Source organism: Chitinophaga sp. 01L420 (genome assembly GCF_056399985.1).
The window spans coordinates 1-12963 of record NZ_JBFTSK010000004.1 but is presented as its reverse complement, the minus strand read 5'-3'; the positions used below and the strand labels follow the sequence as shown (position 1 = coordinate 12963).

13 protein-coding genes are annotated in these 12963 nt (G+C 44.4%); 6 read left to right on the top strand and 7 right to left on the bottom strand.

The window, feature by feature from the left end; genetic code table 11:
- Positions 1-79: 79 nt before the first annotated feature.
- The 3 genes from AC1DP6_RS05320 to AC1DP6_RS05310 all read right to left on the bottom strand — a co-directional run bounded on the left by AC1DP6_RS05320 (position 80) and on the right by AC1DP6_RS05310 (position 3681).
- Positions 80-2440: a polyribonucleotide nucleotidyltransferase gene (locus AC1DP6_RS05320; RefSeq protein ID WP_477021777.1), complete on the bottom strand. Its 2361-nt coding sequence runs from the start codon at positions 2438-2440 to the stop codon at positions 80-82.
- A 124-nt stretch (positions 2441-2564) separates the two neighbouring features.
- Positions 2565-2837, bottom strand: coding sequence for a 30S ribosomal protein S15 (gene rpsO / locus AC1DP6_RS05315; RefSeq protein ID WP_106528148.1), 273 nt, complete (start codon positions 2835-2837; stop codon positions 2565-2567).
- A 148-nt stretch (positions 2838-2985) separates the two neighbouring features.
- A complete protein-coding gene (locus tag AC1DP6_RS05310) occupies positions 2986-3681 on the bottom strand; it encodes a cell division ATP-binding protein FtsE (RefSeq protein WP_133810138.1) in 696 nt (231 codons plus the stop codon).
- Between the two features lie 171 nt (positions 3682-3852).
- On the opposite strand from AC1DP6_RS05310, the gene AC1DP6_RS05305 reads away from it, so the two are divergent.
- From AC1DP6_RS05305 to AC1DP6_RS05290, 4 genes are all read left to right on the top strand, one after another.
- A complete protein-coding gene (locus AC1DP6_RS05305; protein WP_477053894.1) occupies positions 3853-4224 on the top strand; it encodes a BlaI/MecI/CopY family transcriptional regulator in 372 nt (123 codons plus the stop codon).
- Positions 4221-5891, top strand: a complete 1671-nt coding sequence (locus AC1DP6_RS05300; protein ID WP_477053893.1) for a TonB family protein — start codon at positions 4221-4223, stop codon at positions 5889-5891. Before AC1DP6_RS05305 ends, AC1DP6_RS05300 begins: the two co-directional genes overlap by 4 nt.
- A gap of 98 nt (positions 5892-5989) precedes the next feature.
- Positions 5990-6433, top strand: coding sequence for an energy transducer TonB (locus AC1DP6_RS05295; RefSeq protein ID WP_477053892.1), 444 nt, complete (start codon positions 5990-5992; stop codon positions 6431-6433).
- 59 nt (positions 6434-6492) lie between these two features.
- Positions 6493-6954, top strand: coding sequence for an energy transducer TonB (locus tag AC1DP6_RS05290; protein ID WP_477053891.1), 462 nt, complete (start codon positions 6493-6495; stop codon positions 6952-6954).
- Between the two features lie 63 nt (positions 6955-7017).
- Here AC1DP6_RS05290 and AC1DP6_RS05285 read toward each other — a convergent pair whose 3' ends face one another.
- Entirely contained in the window at positions 7018-8193 is a 1176-nt protein-coding gene (locus tag AC1DP6_RS05285) for an AIR synthase related protein (RefSeq protein ID WP_477021773.1), read from the bottom strand.
- 136 nt (positions 8194-8329) lie between these two features.
- Between AC1DP6_RS05285 and AC1DP6_RS05280 the strand changes: the two genes are divergently transcribed.
- Complete coding sequence (locus AC1DP6_RS05280; protein WP_477053890.1) at positions 8330-9271, top strand: bifunctional riboflavin kinase/FAD synthetase; 942 nt, start codon at positions 8330-8332, stop codon at positions 9269-9271.
- On the opposite strand, the gene AC1DP6_RS05275 is transcribed toward AC1DP6_RS05280, so the two are convergent.
- Genes AC1DP6_RS05275 through AC1DP6_RS05265 form a run of 3 tightly spaced genes read right to left on the bottom strand, consistent with a single transcriptional unit; the run spans position 9268 to position 11590 of the window.
- Complete coding sequence (locus AC1DP6_RS05275; RefSeq protein WP_477053889.1) at positions 9268-9786, bottom strand: hypothetical protein; 519 nt, start codon at positions 9784-9786, stop codon at positions 9268-9270. The two genes, AC1DP6_RS05280 and AC1DP6_RS05275, sit on opposite strands and share 4 nt — an antisense overlap.
- A 30-nt stretch (positions 9787-9816) precedes the next feature.
- The gene (gene holA, locus AC1DP6_RS05270) at positions 9817-10812 is read right to left on the bottom strand and encodes a DNA polymerase III subunit delta (RefSeq protein ID WP_477053888.1); all 996 of its coding nucleotides are present in this window, start codon (positions 10810-10812) and stop codon (positions 9817-9819) included.
- A 52-nt stretch (positions 10813-10864) separates the two neighbouring features.
- On the bottom strand, positions 10865-11590 hold the full coding sequence (locus tag AC1DP6_RS05265) for a ribonuclease H-like domain-containing protein (RefSeq protein WP_477021769.1): 726 nt from the start codon (positions 11588-11590) through the stop codon (positions 10865-10867).
- A gap of 101 nt (positions 11591-11691) precedes the next feature.
- Between AC1DP6_RS05265 and AC1DP6_RS05260 the strand changes: the two genes are divergently transcribed.
- Positions 11692-12654, top strand: coding sequence for a zinc ribbon domain-containing protein (locus AC1DP6_RS05260; protein WP_477053887.1), 963 nt, complete (start codon positions 11692-11694; stop codon positions 12652-12654).
- The last annotated feature ends 309 nt before the right edge of the window (positions 12655-12963 follow it).

Genomic DNA, 12963 nt, shown 5'->3' with positions numbered 1-12963 from the left:
TAATAGCTAAAAAAGCAGCCTCCGTAGAGACTGCTTTTCTTCGTATTTAATTCCAGTTATCTGCTAGCTATAACAGCGCCTATTCGGCATCAAAGGTAGGCTCCTGTGGTTTTTCCGGACGGGAGTTGTAATCTCCGCCGCCACGGTTGCCATCGCGGTTGAAATCACGTCTGTCGCCGCCACCACCGCGTCTGTCATCACCGCCACGTCTGTCGTCACGGGGACCACGTCTGTCGCCACCACCACGTCTGTCATCTCCGCCACGTCTGTCGTCACGGAAATCACGTTCGCCGCGCTCTTCGCGTTCTGGTCTTTCTACGTAACCTTCTGGTTTAGGCATGAGCACTTTGCGGCTCAGCTTAAACTTACCGGTTTTAGGATCAGTACCAGTCAGCTTCACTTTCACTTTTTCGCCTTCTGTCAGCACACCTTCCATTGTTTCCAGGCGTTTCCAGGAAACTTCAGAGATGTGGAGTAAGCCTTGTTTACCAGGCATGAACTCAACAAAAGCACCATAAGGCATGATGGATTTAACAACGGACTCATATACTTCACCTACTTCAGGTATAGCAATGATTCCTTTTACCCATGCAACTGCTTTATCGAGGCTTTCTTTCTGAGCAGAGAAGATGCTAACTTCACCGGTTTCACCAACTTCTTCGATGTTGATAGTAGTACCGGTTTCGCGTTGAATCTCCTGTATAATTTTACCACCGGGTCCGATTACAGCGCCGATAAATTCACGGTCGATGATAATCTTTTCCATGCGTGGTGCATGTGGTTTAGGTTCAGGACGTGCAGCAGGGAATGCTTCGTACATGGCTTCCACGATGTGTAAGCGACCTTTCTTAGCCTGAGCCAGCGCGGAGCGCATTACGTCCATGCTTAAACCATCTACTTTAATGTCCATCTGTATACCCACAATACCATCACGGGTACCGGTTACTTTGAAGTCCATATCACCCAGGTGATCTTCATCACCAAGGATATCGGTTAATACCGCCCATTTACCATCGGAAGCGCGGGAGATAAGACCCATTGCCACACCAGATACGTGTTTAGGCAAAGGTACACCTGCGTCCATCAGTGCCAGTGAACCAGCACATACGGTAGCCATGGAGGAAGAACCGTTAGATTCGAGGATATCAGAAACTACTCTCACGGTGTAAGCGTAGTCGCTGCCCGGCATCATTTGCTTCAGGGAGCGCATGGCCAGGTTACCATGTCCAACTTCACGACGACCAGGGCCGCGCATCATTTTCACTTCACCTGTAGAGAATGGAGGGAAATTGTAATGCAGAATGAATTTGGAGTAGTTGGAAACAGCTGCACTTTCTACCAGCAGTTCATCTTCCGGTGTACCGAGGGTAACAGTAGTCAGGGACTGTGTTTCGCCACGAGTAAACAGGGCAGAACCGTGCGGGGAAGGCAGGATATCTGTTTCCATTGCCAGTGGACGAACCTGATCCAGTGCACGACCATCCAGACGAACGGATTCATCCAGGATCATGTTGCGGATCACTTCTTTTTCCAGATCATGCAGGTATTCTTTTACCAGCGGTTGATCTTCTTCCGGCAATTCGCCCAGGTGCTCTTTCAGTTCCACGCCGATAGCTGCAAACGCATCGCTGCGATCGTGCTTGGCAGAAGCTGACTTAGCCACTGTGTATATTTTTTGAGTAGCAAAAGCTGCTATTTTCGCTTTCAGTTCTTCATTCTGGTGAGGCTGGGTGTATTCACGTTTACCGGTTACACCTTTCAGATCACGCAGTTGTTCCTGCGCCTTCACCTGCACCTTGATAGCAGCGTGTGCTGCCTCGATAGCGAGGATCAGGTCTTCTTCCTGGCACTCTTTACTTTCGCCTTCCACCATCATGATGTTCTTGTCAGTAGCACCAATGATGAAGTCCATATCAGCTTTAGCCAGCTCAGTACGGTTAGGGTTGATAACGTATTTGCCATCGATACGGGCAACACGGGCTTCAGAAATAATTTCCTGGATAGGCACGTCAGAAACGGCCAGTGCAGCAGATGCAGCCAAACAAGCCAGCGCATCAGGCATTACTTCAGGATCGGAAGAAATCAGGGAAACTAATACCTGTACTTCGCATAAGTAGTTATCGGGGAACAGGGGACGCAGAGCGCGGTCAATCAGACGGGAAATGAGTACCTCTGAATCAGACAACCGGCCTTCACGTTTGAAAAAGGAACCGGGTATACGACCGGCAGAAGCAAATTTTTCCTGGTAATCAACTGTAAGGGGGAAGAACGACTGGCCTGGTTTGGGTTCCTTATTTGCTACCACAGTGGCCAGCAAAATGGCATTCCCTAAACGCACCGTAACAGCACCGTCAGCCTGACGGGCCAACTTGCCAGTTTCGATGGTCACCATACGACCGTCTCCTATATCGAACTTCACTGAAATAGGTGTCAGATTCATAATAAAGTGAGGATTAAATATAAAGTTATCCTTTTTTGATCGCTAAAGGATAACAAAAGGTATACATACAAAAAAACTATTCCCAACCTAAAAAGTTGGGAATAGCGCTATAAATAAGTCATGGTTATTTTCTGATACCTAACTTCTCGATGAGGGCACGGTAGCCTGTGAGGTTGGTTTTAGATAAATAGGAAAGCAAACGCTTTCTCTGGCCAACCATCTTCATCAAACCACGGTGGGTAGAAAAATCTTTTTTGTTTTGTTTCAGGTGACCGGAAATGCTGTTGATACGCTCAGTCAGCAGTGCAATTTGTGCTTCCGAAGAGCCTGTATTTTTTTCGCTTCCACCAAATTCCTTAAAAATATTGGCTTTCTTTTCAACAGTTAAGTAAGACATCTTTAAAAATAATAAGTAATAATAATGTTTTTTGTCGCTATTTTTCCGGTGCAAAGGTAATTTAAAAAATAGGAATTACCAATTAACAGGAAATTAATAATAAATGAGTGATAATGACCATTTGTAAATATTTCTTCTTCAACAACTCCTAAGAAGAAAAATTTACTGCGGCATTATCTGTTACATACCCGTTTTCCGTACGTAGTACTCTTGACGGGAATTTTTGTAATACAATATAATCGTGTGTGGCCATTACGATGGCAGTTCCCTCCCGGCAAATACGGAATAACAACTGCATAATACCATCGGAGGTTTCCGGATCCAGGTTACCTGTAGGCTCATCTGCCAGGATCAGCTTGGGCGAATTCAGCATAGCACGGGCAATGTCCACACGCTGTTGCTCTCCACCTGAAAGCTCATAAGGCATCTTAAAACCTTTGGTTCCCAATCCCACTTTATCCAATACGTCCGAAATCTTGTTCTCCATCTCCTTTGGATCCTGCCAGCCGGTAGCCCGTAACGCAAATTTCAGATTATCATGCACATTGCGGTCTGTTAATAACTGAAAATCCTGGAACACCACACCCAGATTCCGGCGAAGATACGGCACTTTTTTCCAATCCATCTTCTTCAGGTCAAAACCAACTACCTGACCTGTACCATCGTTTAAAGGCAAATCACCATACAACGTCTTTAAGAGACTGGATTTACCAGTACCGGTTTTCCCAATGAGATAAACGAATTCTCCCTTATTCACCGTGATATTCACATCAGATAAAATCAAGGATTGCCCCTGGTATATGCTGGCATTAGTTAATTGTATGATAGGTTGTTCAGGCGTCATGTCCTTTCTATTTTTTACGATCAGTTACGAACAAAAATAACTAATTAAAAAATAACTCGTTGTGATAATATATCAAATATCCTCTCCGGTGTTCATCTCCTTACAACTAAAAAAATAGTTGTAAAACTAAATAATTAGTTATATCTTAGAATCAGCGATTAAAACAAACATATGAAACAGCTTACCAAAGCCGAAGAGCRGATCATGCAGGCACTATGGGAAACAGGTCCTGCATTTGTGAAAGATATGATAGAAGTAATGCCGGAACCCAAACCACATTATAACACGGTATCTACCCTCATCAAAATTCTGATAGAAAAAGGCTTTGTGGATTATAAAGCCTACGGCAAATCCCACCAATATTTTGCCCTGGTTACCAAAGATGCCTATAGCCATAAAACCGTCAACAATATTGTAAAAGGATATTTCGATGGCTCTTTTAGTAACATGGTATCTTTTTTTGTGAAAGAAAAGGAATTAAGCATCTCTGAATTAGAAAAACTGGTACAAAAGATTAAAGACGCGCAAAAACCAAAACAATGACAGTGTTGCTCACCTACCTGGCCAAAGTAATCGTATGCTCTGCTGTACTATATGCATATTATTATATAGCATTGCGCAATAACCGCTTCCATCAATGGAACCGCTATTACCTGGTACTGATTACCATCGTGTCCCTGCTCACGCCCCTGTTAAAAATACCTTTACCAGGGCAAACGCCGGAACCTTCCACGGTGCTTTCCTATACCAACCGCATTATTACCCTGCGGGAATCAGTAATGCCCGTGGTGGCCAGTCCTGTGATCAGCTCCGGAATGTTGATTAACCTGGCATATATGCTGATCATCGCCCTATTGATGACCCGTATACTGGTGAGCCTCTTCAAGATTAAAAAACTGATTCGCAGCAGCCAGGTACAGCAGGTACCACCTTACCGTTTTGTAAAAAACGATGACATTAAAGCTCCCTTTTCCTTCTTTACATATATATTCTGGGATCCAAATACTTCGCTGAACAGCCAGGAAGGACAACAGATCCTGAAACATGAACTCGTACACCTGCAGGAAAAACACAGCACGGATAAACTATTCATGGAAATCGTCACTGCTGTTTGCTGGATCAATCCCTTTTTTCATCTGATCAAACGCGAACTGGCGCTCGTACATGAATTCCTCGCCGACAAAAAAGCCGCCGGAGAAGAAGTAGCGGGTTATGCCCAAACCATTCTTCAAATGGCCTTTCAAAGCAAGCAATTCAGCTTCACCAACGATTTTTTCCATCCGCCAATAAAACGAAGAATCCTTATGCTCACACAATTCCACACACCCAGGTTCAGTTATCTCAGACGTATACTCGTACTGCCGCTGGCTGCATTCATTTTTTGTTCACTGGCTTTTGTGGTTGATAAGCATCCTTCCGCCATTCGGGTGCTTACCACCACTGCCAACGCCACCTTTAATCCTCGTCCGGAAGCCGCCATCAGCGCCACACCGGGTGATACCACCAGACGGCCTAAAATAATTAAACCAGACGGCAATGCGGTATTCACTTTTGTAGAACACCCTCCTATGTTTAAAGGTGGTGAAGATTCCCTGTCCAGATACCTGTCGCGTAACATCCGCTATCCGAGAGTTGCCCAGGAAAATGGCATTAAGGGCACCGTGTTCGTTCAGTTTATAGTAGATAAAGATGGTACCATTAAAGAACCTAAAACTATTGGCGCCGAACGCGGTGGTGGTCTTGAAGAAGAAGCCATCCGGGTAGTAAAGGGTATGCCTAAATGGATGCCGGGACAGCAAAATAAGAAAAATGTAGCAGTACAATTTAATCTGCCGATTCGCTTTGTCCTTGAAGAAGGTGATGCGGTAGTAGCCCCAGCTCCCAGTGAGGCAGTCTTCTACTTTGTAGAACAACCACCTGCTTTCCCGGGCGGAGAAGAAGCTCTCGCTAAATACATTTCTAAAACCATTCACTATCCGGCAGAGGCGCAAAAAACCAATACTCAAGGTACTGTGTTTGTACAGTTCCAGGTAAGAAATGACGGCACCATCGCTGATGTTAAAACAGTTGGTGCCCTCAAGGGTGGTGGCCTGGACGAAGAAGCCATCAGGGTAGCGAAAGATATGCCTAAATGGAAGCCCGGCAAACAGAACGGCCGGGAAGTAAATGTGCAGTTCAATTTGCCGATACGATTTACTTTACAGCAATAACACTTATAAAACAATCAACAATCATGAAGGGTCCCGGTTTCTACCGGGACTTTTTTATGGATTATAGTGGAAGGGGCGTCTATATAAAAAGTTCTGCTATGCTTCTCCTTTCCTGTTTACTAACCGCACTCACAGTTTTCCCGACAGATACCTCTAAAAAAGTACTTGTGAAAACAGCAGATGCGAAAGCTAACGCTGATATCGAAGACGGGTTCTATTGTGGTCTTATAGAAGTATGTCCCAGCTTTCCTGGCGGAGAAGAAGCCCTTACCAACTACCTGAAAAAAAATATAAAATATCCTGCGGCTGTATTAAAAGGAAAAGTAAGTGGAACCATCTTTGTACAATTTACCGTGAGCAAAGATGGTGTTATCCGGGAAGTCCATCCACTCGGGCCTTACAAGGGATATGGCATGGAAGCCGAAGCTATTAGAGTAATATGCAACATGCCTAAATGGAAACCAGCCAGAATAGGTAGTAAGCCTGTTGATGTACTGTTTAACATTCCCATCAGGTTTATTCTTCCAAAACAAAAATCATAAAATTATCTCCTGCTTTTCTTTTTTAAATATAACATTTGCAGTCAAATATATTTATTCCAATGCCATTCAAATATCTGATCCCGGTTGTGCTCCTGGCTGCAATCACCGCCCACACGCCCGTTTCCCATCATCTTTCTCCCGGAAAAACAAATGTTGCCGACAGTAACATACGTCCCATCCGCGTAAATGGAGATAGCACCTTTTATGAAAATGGGTTTGTATTTGTGGAAACACATCCCGCCTATCCTGGTGGCGAGCAAGCGCTGACAGCGTATATTTCCGATAACATACGTTATCCTAAAGCCGCCTGGAAAGCGCGCAAAAGCGGTACAGTCAGGGTTCGTTTTACACTGGATTCTACCGGGCATGTTACTAACATAAAGGCATTGGATAGTCTTGGGTACGGCCTGGAAGAAGAAGCAACCCGGGTGATCTCCGGGATGCAGCAGTGGAAACCGGGTACACAGCAAGGGAAACCAGTAAACGTTGTGTTTATGTTTCCGATTAAATTCTCCCGGTGATAAAATAAACAATCCCGTTTCGTTATGAAGGCGAAACGGGATGCTATGTATAAAACAATTTTATTAATACACAAATGTGCCAGCCGGCGCAATCACAGTCACTTTCTTCTCTTCTGCCGCTTCTACCCTGCCTATTATCTGTGCATCGATGTTAAAGCTTTTGGAAATGGCGATGATATCTGCTGCAATTTCTGCCGGCACATACAATTCCATTCTGTGTCCCATGTTAAACACCTGGTACATTTCTTTCCACGGCGTACCTGATTGTTCCTGGATCAGGCTGAACAAAGGAGGTACCGGGAACAGATTATCTTTGATCACATGCAGTTTCTCAATAAAATGCAGCACTTTGGTTTGTGCGCCACCGCTGCAATGTACCATGCCGTGTATTTGCGGACGGAATTGCTCCAGCACTTTTTTGATCACAGGTGCATAGGTACGGGTGGGAGATAATACCAGTTTACCTGCATCTACTGCACCGAAGCCTTCAATATCTATTTTATCTGTCAGTGATTTTTTGCCGCTGAATACCAGTTCAAAAGGAATGTTGGGATCAAAGCTTTCCGGGTATTTTTCCGCAATGGCCTTGTTGAACACATCATGACGGGCGCTGGTCAGACCATTGCTGCCCATGCCGCCATTGTATTCGGATTCATAGGTAGCCTGTCCGTAAGAAGCCAGACCTACCACTACATCTCCCGCCTGAATACGATCGTTGGAAATAACGTCTGCGCGTTTCATGCGGCAGGTAACGGTAGAATCCACGATGATGGTACGTACCAGGTCTCCTACATCGGCGGTTTCTCCACCGGTGGAATAGATGCTGATGCCATGATTACGCAGTTCTGCAAGAATTTCTTCGGTGCCATTAATGATGGCGGCTATCACTTCACCTGGCAGCAACTGTTTGTTGCGGCCAATGGTGGAAGACAACAGGATATTATCGGTAGCGCCTACACAAAGCAGGTCGTCCATGTTCATGATGATAGCATCCTGGGCGATGCCTCTCCATACGCCCAGATCACCGGTTTCTTTCCAATAAATGTAAGCCAGGGATGATTTGGTGCCGGCACCATCTGCGTGCATAATATTGCAATATGCATCATCGCCCCCTAAAATATCGGGTACAATTTTGCAGAATGCTTTAGGGAAAAGACCCTTGTCAATGTTTTTAATGGCATTATGCACATCTTCCTTGCCTGCTGAAACACCGCGCTTGGCGTAAATATTATTATCCACCGGGAAATAAATAAATATGTAAATAAAAAATAAAGTAACTAAAGATGCTCTTCAGGCTGCAAAAGTAACAGATTCCATGCAGAATGCCCGCCGAATGTGTTAGATTTGCACGGCGTTTTTGATAGTATTGAATTATATGAAGGTTCACAGGGACTTAGACCACTTACCGGAATTCCGAAATGCTGTTATCACAATAGGCACTTTCGACGGAGTACATGCAGGCCATAGCTTCATTATCCAGCAACTGGAGCAGGCTGCCATTGATTGTGGCGGGGAAACCGTGATCGTTACCTTTGACCCGCATCCACGGGAGGTATTGTTACCCAGCCCCAATAACATCAGACTACTCACCACCTTACCCGAAAAGATAGCTTTACTGGAACTTGCCGGTATAGACCACCTGGTAGTGGTGCCTTTTACCAAAGCATTTTCTGAAATGCCCGCCCGCGGTTACCTGGAAGACTTCCTGGTAGCACGTTTCAAGCCGCACACCATTATCATTGGCTATGATCACCGTTTTGGTCATAACCGGGAAGGCGGACTGGAACTGCTGGAAGCAGAGCAACAGCAATATGGGTTTAAGCTCATAGAAATTCCGCAGCAGGTAGTACATGACCTCACGGTAAGTTCTACCAAAATCCGTAAACGCTTGCAGGAAGGCGGCTGTAGCCTGGCCAACGAATTACTTGGCTACACTTATTTTTTAACCGGCACCGTAGTGCATGGCGACAAAATGGGCCGTCAGCTGGGCTACCCCACTGCCAATCTGCATTTAAGCGATGAAAGAAAACTGATTCCTGCAGAAGGCATTTATGCGGTTCGTGTTGGACTCAGTGGCCATACAGAGCTGCTGCCGGCAGTGATGAGCATAGGCTTCCGTCCTACTTTCAACGGCACAGACCTCCGCCTCGAAGTACATCTCTTTGATTTTAATGAAGATCTTTACGGACAGGAACTGACCGTATACTTTGTGGAGTATATCCGTTCCAATCTCAAGTTTGATAATGTAGATGCATTGATAGTGCAGATGGATAAGGATTCCGCACAGGCGAAAGAGATATTGGCGAAAGAAGTCTAAATCCTTGTTCCCTCCGCATCCACTATTTTCTTCACCTGGTTCAACATTCTATAACCTGCTCTCAGCAGGAGAAAGCCACTTATGCTACTAAGTGTCATAGCCAACCAAAAGTCAACCACAACAGAAGACGTAAGCATATGCGCCCCTGTACGATAAAATACGGCAGGATCTGTTCCCAGTCTAAAGAGAAAACTAAGCATCAGTATGGCGCCTAACGAGGAACATACGATAGTCCGTATTATTCCTTCCCACAGCGACACACTTGTTTTACGTTGCAGATTCCCGGAGGCTTTCACCCGCATAAACAGGCGGTAGCCAAACCGGCACAGGATAAAGGCAAGCCATAGAAAAGTTAATAAAACGAATGCTCCGGCTATCTTTTTGGCCAGACTGTCCATTTTTTCAAAATAGTCCGTGAAAAATGCTGTTTTACCAATAACGAAGACTATTATAACACTGAACAGCACGCAGAAAAAGGCTAAAACACATTTCAGTACAGCATAGAGGCGTTGCATAGGGAATAATTATAATGCAATAATAATGTATTAATGCATCACCTTGTACATCAGTTCTTTCATTAATTCTCCATCTTCTACTCCACTATCGTTAATGCCTATACTCCGCAGATTGTATTGATGTAATAGCAGGATCGCTTTCTCGGTGCCTTCAGGGCCATATTGTCTGGCTGCACTCATGTAGTCCTTTACAAAGAAGGGATGTACGCCTAATGCAGCTGCAACCTCCTTTTCAGCTCCTTTCACGCTGAAAATGAGGTTTACTTTGGCGAAGAAATTATAGAGAGCGGGCAGGGTCATTTGCATGGGCGCGGCTTTAGGGTTGGCCGCAAAGTAGCTGATGATCTTAAATACCCTGGCGGTATTCTTTTGCCCGAGGGCATTCTGTAATTCAAATACGTTATATTCTTTACTGATCCCTACATACTTTTCAATATCACCTTCATCGATCTTTTTCTGAGCGGGCAGGTTGACCAGCAGCTTATCTATTTCGTTGGCAATACGGGACAGGTCATTCCCGATATGATCTACCAGCAGGATGGCTGCTTTTTGGGAAATCGCCAGTCCACGGCTGCTCACATAGGATTCTACCCAGGCAGGCAGCTGGTTATCATATAATTTTTTGGTAGACAGGAGTACGCCTTTGTCTTTAATGAGTTTGGCCATTTTACTCCGGCCATCGATTTTGCCCTGTTTGTGTGCTACTACAAAAACGGTAGAAGACAATGGGTTATCGATATAGGTTTCCAGTTTGAGCAGGTCCCGCATAGCCTGTGCTTCTTTGAGCAGTACCACCTGTCTTTCTGCAAACATCGGGTAGCGGCGGCAGGCATTGATTACGGTGCTCCAGTCGGTATCTTTTCCGTATAACACGGTGAGGTTGAATCCTTGTTCAGATTCCGGCAGCAGTTCGTGTTCCGCATAGCTGGTCACCTGGTCAATAAAAAAGTCTTCCTCTCCTTCCAGCCAGTACAGTGACTTAAATTTCTGTTGTTTCCAATCCCTGATGATATCCTGGTAATCCATTGCTTTAGCTTTTGGCAGTTAGCTATCGGCATTTAGCTTTTAGCGGGTGCTTTTATTTTACGATAATTATATCTTCTTCTTTGAGTGCCGGCACACGTTTAAACTTTAGCAGCAGCTGCGCCACAGCCAGCACATCTTTCTGGCAGTAGGCGGCAATGCGTTCCAGGTCTTTCTGTTCCCAGTATACTTTAGCTACCATGCTGCCGTCTATATCGTCTTTAGGTGTGTCAATGCCCATAACGGCCGTCAGCAGTTTCAGGGAGATATAATGTTTAAAGTCTCCGAAACGCCACAGATGCAGGGTGTCCAGCATGGGAATTTCCCAGGGTTTGAAGCCATGCAGCTGTAAAGGCTGCGGCAAAGATAATTGATGGATAACAGACCTCCTGCAAATAAAAGGAATATCAAATTCTTTAATGTTATGTCCGGCGAACTGAAACCGGGGGTGTTTCGCATAGAACTTATTAATTAATTCTAAAAAACCAGATAGCACAACTGATTCATCATCATTATAAAACGATTTCAGCCGTAAAGTATAACGGTTATTCTCGAGGCTGAAGAAGCCGGCGGAAATGCACACGATTTTGCCGAATTCAGCGTAGATGCCAGCCCTGTCAGCGTATGCCGAATCCTCATTTCCGGAAACTGGCGCAGTTTTTGCAATTTTGTCCCGCCAGAGCTGTTGCATATCATCAGATAATTGCTCCAAGGCAGGGGCAGCAGGGGTTGTTTCTATGTCCAGCAGTAATAATTGATCTAACGCAATATTTGGAAGCACGATTGGAAAACTGTTTTATATCTGTTATAAAATAAGAATATTATAAGTACTTTTGAATAACAATTTTTAACCATATAACAATAAACATAAAACTCACAACTATGACGGAGAACACATTTAACACCCCTGCGCCGGGCTCACCCGGACCAGAAAAACCACGTAGCCGCAATGGTCTAATTTACGGTATTTTAATCGCAGCATTAGCCGGCACGTGGATATATATGTTATACGATAAGAACAAAACCAGCGATCAGATCGTACAAAAAAACACGCAGATAGATTCTATCTCTTCTTCACGTGACGCCTTACAACAAGAATATAATGCAGCCAATGCCCGTTTGGATGATCTGGTTTCACAGAACACCCGGATGGATAGTCTTGTTAAAACAAAAGATAAGGAAATACAGGATATGAAAGCCAGGATCTCCAGTATCCTGACTAACAAAAATGCTACACAGGCACAGCTGGCAGAAGCCCGTCGTTTGATTGAGCAACTGAAAACCAATATCGAAGGCTACCAGCAAACAATTGAGCGCCTGGAAGGTGAAAAAATTGTATTGGCAGGAGAAAGGGATGTAGCGCGTAAAGAACGCGACTCTGTGTCTACTGTTAAAGACAGTCTGAATAAAAAAGTAGATCTGGGTTCTGTATTGCATGCTTCTAATATTAAGCTGCTGCCTATCCGTGTTAAGCACAATGGCAAAGAGGTAGAAACCAGCAAAGCGAAACGTGCAGATATGATGCGTGTAACCTTTGACCTGGATGATAACCGTATTGCTCCAACCGGCGACAAAGAAATTTTTGTAGCGATCACTGCTCCTGATGGTGCGCCATTAGCGGTAGAAGCACTGGGTTCCGGTCGTTTTACACTGGAAGACGGTACTGAAAAGTTATATACTGCCAAGAAAACAGTGGCTTATGTAACTGGTCAGAAACAAACTATCAGCATGGACTGGAAACAGAATTCTGATTTCAAACCAGGCGATTATGCAGTAGAGATCTATCACAATGGCTTTAAAATTGGCCAGGGAAAAGTGACCTTGAAAAAAGGTGGTCTGTTCTAGCAGAGAGCAAAAAAGATAAAGCATTAAAGCTATTAAAGTAAATGACCAGAGCGGATGTTAATCCTTCGTTCTGGTCATTTTCTTTTAATAGCTTTTTAACTTTGGGGACATACTTTGGGGGTTTCTTGGTGTTTTTTTCACTTATCTAATTTGTTAATGATTAGTTATTGACAAAAAGATATATATAAAAATAAAATTAAATTAACGTTCTTTGCTACCACAATTAAAGATAGCCGGAGGCCACTGTGTTCCCAGACCAATGCTTGAGAAGAAGAATGTGACAGGCAAATTATAATGCCCGATTAAGCC